This is a genomic window from Mesomycoplasma ovipneumoniae (assembly GCF_033343935.1).
Classification (GTDB): Bacteria; Bacillota_I; Bacilli_A; order Mycoplasmatales; family Metamycoplasmataceae; genus Mesomycoplasma; species Mesomycoplasma ovipneumoniae_G.
In genome coordinates this window covers 99,581-117,600 of record NZ_JAWPGQ010000002.1, presented here as the reverse complement: position 1 = coordinate 117,600, position 18,020 = coordinate 99,581, and the positions used below count along the sequence as shown (strand labels likewise).

General features: G+C 28.3%; 6 protein-coding genes. 3 read left to right on the top strand and 3 right to left on the bottom strand.

Features of this window, described 5'->3' with window-relative positions:
- Positions 1 to 60: 60 nt before the first annotated feature.
- The 3 genes from R7X45_RS00955 to R7X45_RS00945 all read right to left on the bottom strand — a co-directional run bounded on the left by R7X45_RS00955 (position 61) and on the right by R7X45_RS00945 (position 11,899).
- Positions 61 to 2,958, bottom strand: a complete 2,898-nt coding sequence (locus R7X45_RS00955) for a P97 family adhesin (protein ID WP_318055577.1) — start codon at positions 2,956 to 2,958, stop codon at positions 61 to 63.
- A gap of 322 nt (positions 2,959 to 3,280) precedes the next feature.
- Positions 3,281 to 9,304: an SGNH/GDSL hydrolase family protein gene (locus tag R7X45_RS00950; protein WP_318055576.1), complete on the bottom strand. Its 6,024-nt coding sequence runs from the start codon at positions 9,302 to 9,304 to the stop codon at positions 3,281 to 3,283.
- A 1,212-nt stretch (positions 9,305 to 10,516) separates the two neighbouring features.
- Entirely contained in the window at positions 10,517 to 11,899 is a 1,383-nt protein-coding gene (locus R7X45_RS00945) for a DUF2130 domain-containing protein (RefSeq protein ID WP_318055575.1), read from the bottom strand.
- Between the two features lie 138 nt (positions 11,900 to 12,037).
- Here R7X45_RS00945 and R7X45_RS00940 point away from each other — a divergent pair, with 138 nt between their 5' ends.
- From R7X45_RS00940 to uvrA, 3 genes are all read left to right on the top strand, one after another.
- On the top strand, positions 12,038 to 12,373 hold the full coding sequence (locus tag R7X45_RS00940) for a hypothetical protein (protein ID WP_318055574.1): 336 nt from the start codon (positions 12,038 to 12,040) through the stop codon (positions 12,371 to 12,373).
- A 202-nt stretch (positions 12,374 to 12,575) separates the two neighbouring features.
- Positions 12,576 to 15,092: an RNase J family beta-CASP ribonuclease gene (locus tag R7X45_RS00935; RefSeq protein WP_318055573.1), complete on the top strand. Its 2,517-nt coding sequence runs from the start codon at positions 12,576 to 12,578 to the stop codon at positions 15,090 to 15,092.
- A gap of 3 nt (positions 15,093 to 15,095) precedes the next feature.
- Entirely contained in the window at positions 15,096 to 17,939 is a 2,844-nt protein-coding gene (gene uvrA / locus R7X45_RS00930; RefSeq protein ID WP_318055572.1) for an excinuclease ABC subunit UvrA, read from the top strand.
- The last annotated feature ends 81 nt before the right edge of the window (positions 17,940 to 18,020 follow it).

Below are 18,020 nucleotides of genomic sequence, written 5' to 3'. Positions count from 1 at the left end.
ATTGCAAAAATTATATGATTTAATTTAAGCTTTTTCATAATAATTTCCTTTATAAATTTATTATTTTAATAATAGAGAACTTGTGTGTTCCATGATAATAACGCGGATAGGTTGACTTGAGAAAGTTTTAGGATTATTTTTATCATAAAGATATAAAAATAAATTATGTTGAACTGGGTTAGCCGGGCTAGTAATTTTCTCAAGTACACCGCTAGTGTCAACGTTGGTAGTAGTAGTTTGTGATTCTGTGTCTGACATCCCTGTTTGAGTCTGTTTTGCTTTTTTTATTGCAAAACCTAAATCTATATCTTTGTGTTCAAAGGCTAAATAACTGGTAAAAGGTAGTCTTTCGACTTCTTTATCAACAGATACTGGCTCGTTTTCCTTTGATTTTGAGATGGCAGTTTTGATTTGAGCTTCAAAATCCTCAAAATCTTTTTTGGTTAAGAAAACTATTTGTGAATTTGGTGAAAAAGTTGAGGCAATTTCATCTAATTTATCAACTTCATCGCTTAAAAGTTTATTATCAGGATTGATTTTTAGCTCAATTTCTGATTTTTTTGTTTGATAAATGACGCTAGCTAGGTCACCATTTTTATCAACAGGACCGATATTATATCAATATTTTACTTTTAATTTTTCTTCATTTTGTTTTTCTAAAGCATCAACATTTGTTAAATTAGGTTCCAAGCTAAATTGAATTTTATAATTAAAATCCTTACCAAAATTACCGGTAAAAAGTTTTTGGCTTTTTTGTTTTGAATAAGCTAATGAATAAAAAGCTGTGAGAAAATCGGTTAGATTTTCAATATTATTTTTATTATCTGTGCTTGAAAAATTAGGTTGAGTGCTTTGATTTGATTGTAATTCGATCTGTTTTATAAAATATTCGGGACTAAAAGATGAATTTGTTTTCATTAAATTAAGAGTATTTTTAAGCTCATCGCTGATATAAAAACCATTTTCAAGAGGTTTATCGGTGTTTAAAAAACCATAATTAAATGAAAAAAGTCAAACTTTTAGTTCACCTTCTTCATCAATTTGACCACGCGGTTGCTTTGTAGGCTTAATTTTAATTTCACTTAATTTTTTGAATAATTCATTACTATTAGAATTTTCTGGCCAGTTTGTTGTAGAAGTTATTAATCCAAAATGTTTAAGATAATCAAATCAATATTTTGCAACAAAACTAATGTCTTGTTTTGATAAAAATGACAAAAATTGTGAAATTTTTTCATCACTATTAAAATAATTAGAATAAATTGATGTTATACCTTTAGAGGCTGCATCATCAACATTTGAGTTTTTAATTAAATCTTCAACAGTTGGCAAACTATAACTATCAACCATTGATTTTAGTTGACTTTCGTCAAATCTAAAACCATAATAACGGGAATTTTGAAGAACTTTTTTTAATTTATCGAAATTATTTGCCTCAATTAGTGCTAATAATTCATCTTTTGGAATTCCTTTTTGATTTTCTTTTCGAATAAATTCTTGGGCATTTGGTTGAATAACCGAACTGCTATTCTTAACTGAAGCTGCAAAATCAGGATCATTTTGAGCTAATATTTCAAAATTTTTAATACTTTGCGAGAATTTTTTTGTAGCAACAATTTTATCGTTTCTTTTATCTTTTATAACAATATCACCATTAATTTGGGTAACAACATTGTTATCTTTGAAATCTAAATTGACTTGTTCAGTGTCTAGTTTTATTTGAAGATCTAAAAATTTTGAAATTTGGTTAAAATTTAAATTTTCTAGTTTATTTTGGAATCTAATTTTTGATATTAGTGGTGTTTTTACAATTTTTTCAATAAGTGAATTAAGAAAATCGGCGCGTTTTTCTTTGGTCGCAAAAATTTCATTATTATAATAATTTAGAAAATCTCACCCTGTAATTGAAGTTGAATTATTTTGACTAAAATTATTTATTGCAAAATAATCACTATCAGAAAATTCGCTTAAGACAATATCATCACTAATTGACTTATCAAGGAAAGAATTACTTAAATTGAGCTGGGTAGTAAGGAAAAATTTGGAATTCTTGTTAAAATCAGCGGCAATTTCCTTTGAAAAATCAGAAGAAAACTGGGCAACAAAGGTCAATTTATAAACCCCAGGAGTGGCTGTTTTTACTAAATATCGATCAGTTATAATTTGATCTTTTACCAAATTTATATCATAGCGAGGCTTTTGAATACCACTTTCAGATTCAAAGTAAAAGCTTTTATTGCTAAAAATTTGTGAAATTGTCTCATCAAGGTTAAAATATTTACTAATAATTTCTCTAGCTTCAGTGTCATTTTTTGCACTATTAACTTCTTTTTGAAAATCTTCAACTGAAATTAGCTTTGTTAATTCTTTTTTAAATGAAAAATTAACCTCACTATTTGTGTAAGGTCTTAATTTTTTGAGTTGTTCTTCTGAATAAGTTGAAAAATTAGAAAGTGAATAATCTGGAACATAATTATAAGCAACTTTTTGTTTAAATAAGTCAGAAATTGCTGTTTTATTGTCATCTAATTTTTGTGAAACTCTCCAAAAAACCTCGAATGTTTGCTCATTATCGTCAGGTTTGATATCAAAAATTTCCAGTTTGAATGGTTTTCAATTATGATCGGTTGAAAAATTAACGGGAATACTAGAGTTATTGGTCTGGTAAAAATCAAAAAAATCTGTTAAATCTATGTCAGTTTTTTTGGTGTTATCGTCGTTCAAAAGTTTCTTTTTTAGATCTAAATAGTCAGAATTAGCATTTAAATATTTGTCCTTTATACTAATGAAAGAAATTGATTTTGCTTGGTTTTGCACATCAATTCGCGGGTTTTTTAGTTCTAAATTCGCAAAAACGAGTAGCGGAGTGGCAATAATTACTCCACCAGCAATAGTGCTTAGCCCTAAAAGAAAAATATTTTTTTTAGTTAGTAGTTTTTTAGTGATTGTACTTTTCATCACCTTTCCTCCTATGTATTCTATAAAAAATTTTAACAAAAAAAAAAAAAAAAAAGAAAGGAATTCCTTAAATAAGTAAATAAAGAAACTTTTTTATAATAAAATTTTTTTAAATTTTTAAAATAATTACTTTTATCATAGGAAGAATTTATGAGCGAATAGCTTAAAAGTTGAAAAGACTAACCTGAAAAAATCTTGATTAATTAGGAATCTTAATTTTTATGAGATAATCAAAAAATAAGTTTTAAAGAAGCAATTAATCCAGAATTAACTAAAAAATCAATTATTTATTGCGCTAAAATTAACTATAAATTAAACAAACTTATCTTTTTGTAGTTGGATTTTCATAGTTATCAGGATAAGTTCCGTCATGGATTTGTTGAAAAATTTGGTCTCTTAATTTAGGTTGACCAGTATCATGAAAAAATCGATTAGCATCTAAATTATAATAAATCATTGTTAGCATATCGTTTAATTTTACGTCGTAGGACTTATATCAAGTTGTTCATCAACCGCTGGATTTGACAGGATTACCTATTATTTTGTCGATGAAAGTTTTATATTCATCATCTTTTGTATTGTTTTTATCAGATTGTTCGCCACTTTGTAGCGATGCGCGGATTACTTCAGATGCAGTATAGGAAGACAAAAGACCACCGTAAAATGCTGAGGATTGAATTATATAATTAGCTTGAGAAATTCTTGATTCGTATGTATAAAAAAGAAGAATTAACACTAATCTATAAAGAAATCTTCCTTTCGCGGAGTCTTTAAAGTTATCAATTGATATTTTTGACTTTGTTTTTTCAGAATACCATATTTTGTGAAATAACTTTGAAATTGCGTCTAATTGAGAATCTTTTCCACCCGATCCATTATTTACACCTGATCCACCTTTTCCGCCGGATCCTTTATTGCCGCTGGATCCAAAAACTTCCTTTAATGAAATTCCGGTGTATTCTATGTTATTTAATTCGTTTAAAATTGGAGAATTGTTATCTTTATTTGTAGAATCTCATTTTGGCGAGGTGAGGAAAAGTGTATCAAAAAATTCGGCAAACAACTGTGTTGATATTTTTTGACCAGTTGGTGTTTTTATTGACAAATTAGTCTCATCTATCAAATTTTGGGTTTCTGTTTGCGAAGTTTGTTGAGTAGAATCACCAATTTTTGGTTCAATTTTGACCACTAAATCAAGATTGAGAACTTTTGAAAGGTCTAATTTATTAAACAAGGTTTCAAAAAAACTTTTTGCTTGTTGGCTAGTATCTGAATTTTTAATTGATTCAACAATTTGATCCAAAATGCCAGAAATAAGGGGATTTTCGAGACCTAAACCAATAAATTTTCTTAAAAACTCTTTTAGTATGTCTCTTGGTTTTTCAATTTTAGAACTATAATCCTTATTATCTAAATTTAGCTTTAAATATGAAGCAATTACGTCAATCACTAAATTAGAAAATTTATCATTTTTTACTAAAAAATGCACCACGTATCATAAATATGATTTTAAAAATTCACCATTATTTTGTACTTCAGATTGGCCTTGACTTTGGGTGCTTTGAGTTGATGATTCATCCTTTAAAAAATTAGCCAAAAGAGAAGAGAAAGTTTTTACATCTTTAAAAACCATTGGATTTTCATTTATATACTTCAAAAGTCTAAAAATTAAAACTTTGTTTGCAGAATCTGGTAAAAATTGCAATAACAATTCTTTGAGTAATGGCTCAATTCCCTGTCTTTTTTCTTCTGACAGATTGCTAAACAATGAAAAACTACTTACATCACCAATAGTTAAGGAATTAATTTTATCTTTAAAAAACTTAGATTGGAAAATTTTAGTTATAACTTTTCAAAGATTATCTTTTTCAGATTCATCAATTTTATTATAAACTGATGCAACTTGTTTAATAAGTTCAACAATAAATTCTTCTTTTGCAATTTCTGATTCTAAAAGCAAATTTAAATCTGAAGCTGAAAAATCACCGCTAGTGAACTTGCCTAAAATTGAAATAAACTTTGTAAGTAATGCATTATCTTTTGTATAATTTGCCTCGGATTTAGACAAGGTTGTTTCGCTAGAAGTTGTTGGTGATGAAGAATTTTGGTCAACATTAGGTTCTGTATCACTGAAAAGTTGAGTTTTTGCTAGCCCTTCAGAAAAATCCCGACTTACATTAACAGTAGTGGCTTCGGGAATGATAAGTTCCTTTGGATCGCTTTCATTCTTGTAAAAATTATCAATGTTGTTTTGTATTATTTCTTTAACTAATTTAAAAAGTGGCTGAAATTCAGTTTTTTCGAATTGAGTTTCAAATATTTTTCCTGCTAGTTTTCCAAAATTATCAATTAAAGTGTCATTGTTTTCATCTAATTTAACAATAAATTCACCAATAATTTTATTGAAATATTGTTTTTCAAATAATGTTTTAATTAATGAAAAATTATCTAAAGGTTTTTGGATTTGTGCTTTTGCAACTATTTTAAAGTAAGAATTAAACAAATTTTTTAGTTCTGGTGATTTTAAAAATCAATCAAAAATTGGGAGAATATTCTCAAGATAGTCTTGTGGAACATTTTTTAAACCTGCACGAATTTGTTCAGAAATTGGGGTGCTACTAATAATTTCAGAAATCAAAGTTGAAATACTATTTTGAGAAATTTTGCCTTGATTTTCTCTATTATCTAAAGTGTTTGTTTGCTCTGTTGAATAATAATTATTTGCAATATCAACGCTAAAACTGTCAAATAAAGTCTCAAGAACTGGTTTTTTAGGGGTAGAATTACCTGAAATTGCATCAAATATAATTGAAATTAATGCTTTTATTATTAGTGGGGAATGAGTTTTTGTTTGATCATCAAAATTTAAAGTTGAATCTTTTAATTTTGAGAAAATATCACGAACTAAATCCAAAATTGTCTGAACTGATTTTTCTGACAATTTTAAGTTATATTCTTGCAAAATTATTTTTAAAAAGTCAGAAATTGAATTTCAAGTTGAAGAATCTCCTAAAAAAAGTCTAAAAACTTCCTCAATTAGCGAAGTGTTTTCTTTAATAAAATTTTCAACTAGTGAATTAAAGTTTGGATATAATACAAATTTCTTTTCGTCAAAAAAATACTTAATAAGTTCTGAAAGTAATTTCTCAACTTCCTTTGATTCAAAAAAGTTTGTTAAAATGCTTAAAAGTGAATTTTTGATTTTAGGCTTGCTAAAAAAACTATTTTGGTTTAATTTTTCAAGAAGTTGTTTGTGCAAAAATGATTGTCCAAAAAGATTTTTGAAAAATAGAATTAAATTGTCATTTGAGATTTTAGTTTTAAAATCAAGACTTGCAAGATTTTTTAAAAGTTTATAAATTGTTTCCTGACTAAAAAAATTATTTAAAAAGTATGATGAAAAATTTTGAAAAGATAATGTTTCATCAAGTGAAGCCATTTTGTGAGAATATTGTGCAATTTCAACTGCTTTTTGTTGTTTTTGGGCCTCTTCAAAACGCAATTTTACTGAATTATATTCGTCAAAATTTTCTTTAGTAAAAGCTTTAAAATTTTCTAAGGCTGACTTTACAAAGGTAAAAATTAAATTATCAGTAGGGCTTGTATAGTCTTCTTTTAAAGCTTGATATTTATCTCGAAAATCTTGGAAAATTAGTTTAATTATTGATGTAAAAGTTGAAATTGATTGCTCATTTAATCCTTGTGAACTTAATGAATTTGAAATCAAACTAGTAAGATTGGACAAAAATTGGCCATTTTCTACATTTCTAGCGATAAATTCGTAGATATTTTCCTCAAGTTTTGGCAAATTATTAGCTAAAAACTGAAACCCAAAACGATTTAAGCTGTCAATTTGCTGATATGTGCTTTTATTTACTAAAAAATCGTTAATTGCTTGATTTACAATGTCAGCAAGTGGTTTAAATGAATTTGAAGCCAAAAAATCTTTAGCTGAGTCAAAAAAGAATGAAAAACTAGTATAATTAGGGTCTGAATCATCAATAAAATTAGTTATGTCAAATTTTGTTAAAATTGGGTAGAATTTATTGAGTAATTTTTTTAGTGAATCAATTTGGTTTTGGCTCAAATCAAAACTTAGAAGTTCGTGAAATAAATCAAGTAAATTTTTGGAATCTTTAAAAAAAGATGAATAATTTGTGTAAATTTGCTCTGAAAAAATTGAAGCAATATTTTCAGCAATATCAGTAGTTTTGATTCCTTTAATTACACCTAAGAAATTTTTGGCTGCTTGATCATTTAATTTAGCCCAAACATTAGTGCGAACAACAACATCGGCAATTGAAACTAAAAGATTAACAATCGCACTCTGATCTGCCTCGTTCAAATTAAACTCAAAATTATCGTTAATAATCGATACTAATAATTTAACAGATTCATGATGTTTTAGTGTTTCAGAGATAAAATTTCGAATAAAAATGACATTATCATTGTCATTATCAGGATTTTCTAAATAAGTTCGAATTATTTCGTGAAAATTCTGTGAATTCTTATATTCACTTGAGCGAAGATGGTAGTCAGTAATTATTTTAGAAAATAATTTTCTTATTGAGTCAAAAGTAAAGACAACTTTTAAGTCTTCTTTATTTTTAAGGTCGATTTTGATAATGTTATTTATTAGCAAATCTTGGATTATTGTTTGGCCAAAAATGGATGAAAAAATTAATTCTTTAATTTTTTCAGGATTTTTATCTGCAAATTCAGAAGTTACAACAGTATTTAAAACATCAATTATTTGTTTTTCGTCAAAATCAGCAAAAATATAATTAACAAGGCCAGAAATTGTTGCTTTTTCTCAATTTTTGCTATTAGTTACATCTTGAACATAATCCTGAAAACGGTTGATAATTTTGCTAAAAAATCCACTTGAGTAAATTTTTTGCAAAATTTCGGAGAAAGAAGCCCCTGAATTTTGGTTTTGTTGTCAAAAATCAGTCAAAACTTTTTGTACGCTTGAATTATTTTGAACAGCTAACTGAACAAAACGGCTTAAAAACGCACCAAAATTATTATTTAGTATAACGTTTATAAAATTTTCTATCGGTGATTTTGTTGCTTTTTTAACATTTTTAGTTGTTAATTCTTCAATTTCAGAATTTTCTGAAATAAATTTTTCAGGTGAATTGTCAACTGTTAAAGCCTTCAAAATTTTTGAATTTTGACCTAAATTTAGAATTCGACGGTAATAATTAGCGTCTTTTTGGACATAATTTTCGTCTCAGTTTAATTTAGTATTGGCTTCGTTTTTGAATTCTAGGTTTTGTTCAAAAGCTAATTTAAACAATAAATCCTGGGCCATTTTTTTATAACCCTTAGTTGATGGGTGAATATCTAAGTCATTTGTACTAAATTCAGAACTTTTTTCTTGTCAAATTGATTCGTTGTATAAATCAACATAGTTTACTTTTTGGGTTTTTGCGGCTTTTTTGATTGTTGAATTCAAACGTTTTATTACTGAATCAGCATAATTTTCTGGAACGCCAATTTCGTTTGTGAGCATTTTTTCAAAAAATTTAATAATTTTTGAAGACAAAGAATTATAGCCAACTAAAACTATTTGTAAATCAGGATTGATTTCTCGCAAACGATGAATTAGTAATTGTAAATTTCTGTAAATTTTTTGGTTTGCAATTTCAATGTTTTGGGCAAATTCAAAATTTGCTTCACCTTTTGAAGCAAGTTTTTGCATCGGCTTAGCAATTGTGCGAAAATCAATGGATTCCATTAAATCATTTGCACCTAATGAAAGAGTTAGCAAATTAGAATTTTTAATTTTTTGATATAGTTTTGGGTAGCTATTTAAATTAAAATCACCAAAAACGTCACGAATTTGCTGACCATATGGTGAGTCTAATTTTTTGTCTAAATGATAATTAAAATTAAAATGCGTCTTATCAGAATTTTTATAGAATTGATTTTCAGGATTAAGTAAATAAAGTCAATCGCTAATTGTTGTTCAAGACAAAGCCAAATTATCAAAGGATTTAAGTGCATTTGGTTTTATTTTTTGAATAAAACTGGCAAAAAAAGCAGGATATGATAGACCATTAATTTTGTTATTTTCATCAATTTTTCCGCGGAGGTCAACAGAATAATCCCAATTAAAACCAGCAGAAATTGAATCACCTATTGATAAATAGTTGATTTGATCTAAAAGTTTTTCAGTTTGCTGGTCTGAATGGGTTATTGGTACATTAAAGTGCTCGGTTTTATCGCGATTTTTTATTCCAATCAAAGTAATTCCAGAAATGGCCAAAGATAAAGTACCAAAACTTAAAAATATTTTGAATGCCTTAGTAAAATCAGGTTTGGAGATATTTTTTTTCATCATTTTACCCCGCTTCTTTTTGTTATTCCAGATTTTTTTAATACAAATCGATTAGATTGGTCCAATTAGATAAGGAGCAAACTAGAAAAATTAAATTAAATTATACACTAAATTGACATAAAAAATCAGATAATTATCTTTTTTCTATATTTTATTTTAAATTGGCTTGTTATTTTTTTATAATTTGTTAATTTTTTTCAGAAAGATGCTTATTGTGTATTTGTTTTTTTGGTTACACGGAGATTTATTTTTGGCCGGGTACTTGTCAAATTTTTTGCCCATTTTACAAAGCTTTTTTGTCAATTTCTTATTAAATTATTGTCATATACATGTCTAAATTTGTCTGAAAAATGCAAAATTGGGATTTTTAGCCTTTAAATTCAGCAATTTTGATGTATTTAGTTTTTTTAACCCTTAATTTTTATTGTTTATTTTGGCACACCGTTTTGATTGTGTCAAACATTAATATACTAATTCATCAAATATTTTAAATTATTTTTTTGATATGAAAAAACTCCGCGGCTAACGGAGTTTTTTCATATGGTGGAGGTGCGGGGATTCGAACCCCGATCCAATTAAAATAATTTAGTGGAGTCGACAGTTTAAACTAAAAAATCTAATTATAAAGGTATAAAAATATAATAATTTATAAAAAAGAATAAGAATTAAAGAATATATTAATAAAAAGAATAAGAATTAAGAATAAGAATAAGAATTAAAGAATAAGAATTAATAAATCAAAGGAGTTAAATAGTCCTGTATTTTAAAATGTATTTGAAAACCAAAAACAAATATTTACTAATTATTTTAGTATTTACAGGGAAAACTTAATATATTGAATTAAGGAAGATATATTATGTTATTTATATTATTGAAATAAAAAACTGATAGGTTTTATTATGAATTAAAGTGTTGCAAAATTTAATTGGGTATTCATCATTGCGTAATTAAATGTTGCATCGTCTTTAGCTTTAATTGAATCTTTTGCGTTTAGATTTACATGGTATTATGGTCTACCAAACCACTGCATCCAAAAAATTTTTTTAATTGTCAAAACCAGAGTCACCCCCATTTATGTTATAGCTATTTCAAGGTGTTTATAGAAATAGCTATAACACATTATAACATATTTTTTAATTGCTATATAAAAAAAAAAAAAAAATATTTTAACTACATGGATTCAAAATTGGTACTAACTAATAGGTTTTTAAATTATAAATTGGGGTTATTTTTATTAATTTTGTCAATTTTTTCGGTTATTTTAGTAATTTTAAATGCATCAATTTTTTGTGTTAAATTATTTAAATAGGTTTTGACAATTTTATTAAGGTTCTCTTGAATTTCGCCAGCATCTTTGATAATTCTTTCTGCTAATGTTCTACTTCTTTCTGCTTTAGTGTTAATTTTGTTTATTGATGCTTTTAGTGTTTTTTCTTTTCAGTCATCAAACTTTTGAATGATTTTACTTGTTTCTTCAAGACTTTGACTTTGAATCTCTAATTTATTTTCTTTGAGAATTATTGATTTTAAAAGCATTAAAAGTGCTAAATAAAAATGTGGGCGGCAAATGAAAATTTTTTCATAATTAGGGGCAACATCAATTGTAAAGTATTTCTCAGGTTCGAGTTCTGTTACTAAAATAGCATAGCTAGCTTTTTTCTTTTTACGGTCTTCCTCAATTTTTTTGAAAAAATCTTTGTTTTTTTGTTTTCCAGATTTTTCTTTTGATTCAGATTTTGCTTCTAAAATGATTTTTGTTTCAACATTGCGATTTTGATCGTTAATTGTAAAAATAAAGTCGGATTTTGTTGCTTTTTCTCCTGGTTCATCCTTAATATTTACAGTATCTTTTTTTAGTTCAACAACAACTGAATCATTGTCATCTTTGCCAAAAGGAAAAACGTCTCTATACCTTTCTAAAATTCAGTTTTCAAGATTTTCTCCTATTTGTTTTGAGCTAATATTTTTATATTTATATTTATTTAATTCCTCTTCTAGGTCATTTATTTTGGTATCTTTTTCGTTAAGGGAATGTTCAAATCCTGCTTTTACATCAGCGGTTGTTTTTTCACGCACTTCAGCTATTTGTTCTAGCCATTTTTTCTCAGTATCTTGCTTAAATTGCTCATATGCTTTAGATTGAGCAGATAAAAATTCCGATTGCTTATCTTTAATAGCACTATTAATAATGTTATCTTGGTTTTCTTCAAGAGCTTTAATTTTTTCTTGCAGTTGCTTAATTGTTCCTTCCATTTCAGCAATTGCAATTTCTTTTTTACCAATTTCTTTTATATGTTGTGTACTTAAGTCTGATTTTACCTTATCATTTTGGGATTTTAATTCCCTATTTTCCGCATTAAGTTTAGAATTTTCATCTTTTATTTTTTTAATTTCAGGATCATTTGTAAAAATATCATTGCGGATTTGTTTAGTATGTTCGCTTAATTTCTTTTTTGTTTGGTCATCTATATAATTTTGTACTTCACTTACAAGGGAAAATCAATCGCCTTTTTTGGCATCCTCTTGAAGTTGATATGTTAGTGTTTCTTTATTAATTAATTTGACTTTTATTTCATTGTTTTTCTTTATTTCCATAACAAAATAATTTTAACACATATTTAAAAATAGCAAATTTTACAAATTGAATAAAAAAAATTAAAAATGTGGTATAATTAAATTTTAGTTAATTTAAGAACGACCTTAAATTAAAACAGTCAAACTAATTATCTTAAAATGAAAATTAAAAAGAAATCAAAAGAAATTCACTTTGGTGAATGGGATCAAATATTAGATTTAACTCAAAGTCAAAAAAATAATATTTTTTCAAATTTTGATTTTGATGATAAAATAAGTTTTGACTTTCACGGTTTAGACACTCAAAAAACAGTAGCAATTGTTGAAAATTTAATGTTTGAATTTAAAAAATCCAATAAAAAATGTATAAATCTAATTTGTGGCGTTGGTTTAGGACATGTTCGTGAGCAAATTTTGGATAATTTATCATTTTATTCTAACGAATTTGTAATTGGATTTGAAAATCAAGGTCTAATTCGTGTTTGCAAAAAGTAAATTTTCGAAAAAACTAAAATTTTGTTAAAATTTGTTTTTATTTAAATTCAAATGAAACCAATCCAATTTTTAGTCTAGCAGGTGTCACTAAAAATTGTTGTTAGTTTGAAAATCATTTTTATAATAAATAATTCATTTTTATAAATTTAGAATTTATTATCTTTTAAAAAATATAATATTTGATAATTATGACAGGAAAAATATGTCACTAACTACTAATCCAACGCGTTTTTTTGGTCTTGGCGGAATGCAAGAAATCGGGAAATCAACCCTTGTAATTGAAGATAATTATGATATTGTAATTATTGATGCTGGTATTAAATTTGCTAACCTTTTTTCAACAGGAATCAAAGGAATGGTTCCAAATTACCAATATCTTTTAAAAAATCAAGCAAAAATTCGCGGTATTTTTATCACCCACGGTCATGAAGATCATATCGGCGGAATTGTCTACCTTGTTCAAGAAGTTCCAATTAAAAAAATTTTTGCGCCAAAAATTGCAATTGAATATTTAAAAGCCAAATTTGTTGACCATAAAATTAAAAGGGAAATTGAATTTGTTGAAATAAAAAAGGACGATGTCTATCATTTTCAAAGTTTTAAAGTTGACTTTTGAACAGCTCAGCACTCAATTCCTGATGCCTTTGGTGTTCGGGTGACTTCAAAACATGGCTCAATTATGTGTACTGGCGATTTCAGGTTTGACTATACACCAATTGGAAATTACACAGATTTTGATAAACTAAAACAAATCGGGAAGAACAATCTCACTGTACTTTTTTCAGATTCAACTAATGCAATGCGGCCAAACCACTCGCCCTCTGAACGGGACATTCTTGCTGATATTGAAATGCACATGCGTGCTGCGACACGAAAAATTATTATTACGGCATTTGCCTCAAACTTAACAAGAATTAAGGCACTAATTGAAATTGGAATTAAATTAGATAAGAAAATTCTTGTCTTTGGAAGATCGATGGTAAATGGGATTAATATCGGTCGGCGTTCTGGTTATATTAATGCCCCTGATGAGGCCTTTCTTGGTAAAAATTTATCAGGTGTTGAAGAAAATCAGATGCTAATTTTAACAACAGGATCCCAAGGTGAACAACTAGCTGCTCTTGATCGAATGTCAAACAAAAAACACCCTAAAATCAGTATTGAACCGCGTGATATGGTCATTTTTTCTTCATCGCCAATTCCAGGAAACAAAATTAAAATTGAGCATTTGATTAATCGACTTTATAAATTAGGGGCAATTATTAAAGAAAATGGGCCTGATGGTTATCTTCATACTTCAGGACATGCTTATAAATCTGAGCACGAAAAAATTTTCCAACTGACAAAGCCAAAATATTTTTTCCCTTATCATGGCGAATACCGAATGGCGCTTGCTCACTCTCAGACGGCAATTGAATCTGGAGTCAGTCCAAAAAATGTGATAATCCCGGATAATGGCGAAGTTTTTGAAATTGTTAATCAAGAAGTTCGTAAAACCAAGAGAAAAATTCCATGCGAGCCTATTTATATTGACGGAGATACAATTTCCCGTGATAATTCGCGGATTATAAATGAACGTCAATACATGCGTGAAAACGGTGTTGTTTTTATTTTTGTTCCTTTTGATAAAAAAAATAATGAAATTAAAGGTAGAATTTCAATTATTATAAAAGGTGTCTTTTCTATTCGAACAGGAAGTCCAATTATTGCTGATATTAGGCGAATTAGTTATTCATCAATTCGCTTTTTTGTGCAAAAAGATCCAAACTGATCAATGCCGCAATTAAAGCAACTTTTAAAAAATAGATTGGGTGCATATTTCCATCGGTCAAAACGTTGAAATCCGGTTATTTTGTCAAAATTTATTTTTGTTGATGAAAAATTTGATTTTTTAGCAAACTATGAACAAAAAGAAGCAGAAAAATTTGTTGACTATAAAGCAGAGCAGACAAAATTGGCAAGCCCAGTTGACAAAAAAGTCGCAAAACCAAGTCCAAATAATAAGCCCTCAAGCTTAAATTCACAAAAAAGTGCCAATTCTAGCGAAAAAACAGCTGTTAAGCCGAATAATTCAAGCAAAAAAAATCTAAATTATTATAATATCCCAAAAAGCACAGATGAAAAATTAAGTCAACCAAGTCAAAAAAATATCCCAAATAAAATAACAAAAAAATCATTAAATTCGCAAAATATTGTAAAAAATGAGGCTCAGACTAACTTAAATCAGGAAAAAACTTTTGCTAATGGCGAGTCTTCTCAAAACAAAAAAACACGGATTATAAGAAAAAAACCTGATTATTTGACAGCAAATTCAGCCAATTCTGGGGATAATTTAAACACTAAAAATATTCAGCCAAAATTTAGAAAAAATCAAAATACAGCCAATTCTAAACAATTTTTTGCAAAAAATATAAAAGAAAATCCTGTTGCTTTTTCAAAAAATGCTGATAGTGATAATTTTGAAAACTTAAATTATAATAATAAAAAATTTAATAAAAACAGTAAAAATTTAAACCAAAATTTTGTTAAAAAGCCAACCGCCCGCTTTAACAACGCTAAAATGTGCCCGGTTTTTTACCCTAAAAGCCCTGATTCTACGCAAGCAACTTTTCATAAAAAGCCAATGGCAGCCAAAAAAAATTATAAAAGCCAAAATTTGAATGATAAAATTGGCAAACCTGAAAATTCAAAACCTAAACAAACAACAGAAAGCAATTAAGAAATGTTAAAAAATAAAGACACGCATAATTTTATTTACATCAAAGGTGCAAGTGAGAACAATTTAAAGAATTTTGACCTTGTAATTCCTAAAAATAAATTAGTTGTCTTTACTGGGGTTTCAGGATCAGGAAAGTCATCTTTAGCCTTTAATACGATTTATGAAGAAGGAAAACGACGTTATATAGACTCTTTGAGTTCATATGCGCGACAATTTTTAGGTGGAACTAAGAAACCAAAAGTTGAAGCTATTTACGGACTTTTGCCAACAATTTCTGTTGAGCAAAAAACAAGTCATAACAATCCCCGTTCAACTGTTGGAACAATTACCGAAATTTATGACTATTTTCGGCTTTTATTTGCCAAAATTGGTAAGCCCTTTTGTCCTAATCATAAAGCTGAAATTGTTCCTCAAAAAATTGTCAACATTTTAAATTCAATTTTGTCGCGACCAAAAGGTACTAGAATTGTGATTATGGCTCCGGTTGTCCAATCTGAGCGCGGATCGCACCGAAATTTAATTGAAAATCTTAAAAATCAAGGTTTTTTGCGACTTAAAATTAATGATGTTACATATTATCTTGCAGATGAAATTAACCTTGATCCAAAACAAAGACACACAATTTCTGTTATTATTGATAGATTTGTTCTTGATGATGATGAAGAAACTAGACTTCAATCTTCACTTGAATTAGCATTTCAAATGGGAAAAGGAATTGCACTTTGCGAGTTTGATGAGTCTGAAATAGTTAGATTTTCAAAATTACAGGCTTGTCCTTTTGGCGATTTTGAAATGCCGAGTCTAGAAAATCGACTTTTTTCATTCAATTCACCTTATGGAATGTGCAAAACTTGTAAAGGATTAGGGACAAATTTAGAGGCTGATTTTGATCTTGTTGTTCCTGATAAAAATTTGTCTATTAATCAAGGTGCCATTAAATACTTTGGAAAATCAATAAATACAAAATCACTAGAATGGCAAGAGTTGCAAATTTTGCTTGAGTATTTTGAAATTTCACCTGATAAAAAAATCCACGAACTTACAAAAAAAGAGCTTGAAATTATCAATTATGGCTCAAAAGAATCAATAAATTACTCGCTGGTTTCCGAAAGTGGAAAAAGATATGACTATTTTCGGCCAATTGAAGGTATTTTAAGTCGAATCCAGCGTAAATTTTGGGACACAACTAGTGAAGATCTTCGTGTTTGATTTAAGAAAATGATGTCTGAATTTTTGTGTAGCACATGTCAAGGCGCTAGACTAAATAATTATGCTCTTGCTGTAAAAATTGAAAATTACAATATTTTTGAATTATCACAGCTGTCTATTAAAAATCTAATTGAGTTTTTTCAGAATTTAAATTTATCTGATTTTGATCAAAAAGTTTCTAAATTGATTCTTTCAGAAATCCGCGATCGACTTTCTTTTTTAGATAATGTTGGACTTTCATATTTGAACCTAAGCAGGTCAGCAGCAACACTTTCTGGAGGAGAATCGCAAAGAATTCGGCTTGCAAGTCAAGTAGGATCGCAATTAACTGGAGTACTTTATGTTCTTGATGAACCTTCAATTGGACTGCATCAAAAGGATAATGACAGATTAATTGCAACTTTGAAAAAAATGGTTGAAATTGGTAACAGTTTAATAGTTGTAGAGCATGATCTTGAGACTATTTTAGCCGCTGATTTTTTAGTTGATATAGGTGCTAATGCTGGCGAAAACGGTGGTTATTTAGTTGCTGCCGGAAAACTTGAGGACATTGAAAACGAACCAAAATCGATTACAGGGCAATTTTTAACTAATAAATTAGCAATTCCAGTTCCTAAAAAACGTCGCAGTGGCAATGGTAAATTTATAATTATCGAAAAAGCAAGAGAAAATAATTTAAAAAAAATCAGTATCAACATTCCTTTAGGTAAATTTGTTGTTATAACAGGGGTATCAGGTTCGGGTAAATCCACATTGGTAAATCAAATTTTGGTTAATGGGATTGCAAAACATCTTGGCGCAACAAACATTCGAGTCGGGAAATGTGATGAAATTAGGGGACTTTTTAATATTGACAAATTAGTTGCAGTCAATCAAAGTCCAATTGGAAGGACGCCTCGCTCAAATCCAGCAACATATACATCTGTTTTTGATGATATTCGTGAGATTTTTGCAAACACAGAGCAAGCAAGATCACTTGGATTTTCTAAGTCAAAATTCTCTTTTAACTTACAATCCGGAAGGTGCGACAAATGTCAAGGCGATGGGCAAATAAAAATTGAAATGCATTTTATGCCCGATATATATGTTTTATGTGATAACTGTCAAGGAAAAAGGTATAAACCTGATGTTCTGCAAATTCGTTTTCACGGTAAAACTATCGCAGATATTCTCGAATTAACAGTCTCAGCGGCACTTGAGTTTTTTCATAACTGGCCGAAAATTGTAACAAAATTGCAAACTTTAGTTGACGTTGGTCTTGGGTATATAAAATTAGGTCAATCAGCAACAACACTTTCAGGCGGCGAGGCTCAAAGAATTAAATTAGCGACATTTTTACAGAAAAAACCAACAGGAAAGTCACTTTTTGTTCTTGATGAGCCAACAACAGGGCTGCATAATTATGACGTTGCAAATTTAATTAAAGTACTTGATAGAATAGTGGATAATGGCGATAGCGTCGTGATTATAGAGCACAACTTGGATGTAATTAAAGTTGCAGATTATATTATTGACCTAGGACCTGAAGGCGGACAAGAGGGAGGAAATATCGTTGCAAAAGGAACTCCGGAGGCTGTTGCAAAGGTAGAAAAATCCTACACTGGCGCTTATTTGAAAAAGATTTTAAACGTTAAATAAGCCCCTTAATTAATAGAAAAACCACCAAAAAAATTGTTTTGGTGGTACAGTTTTTTGCTTTAACTACAACTGCAAAGTCAG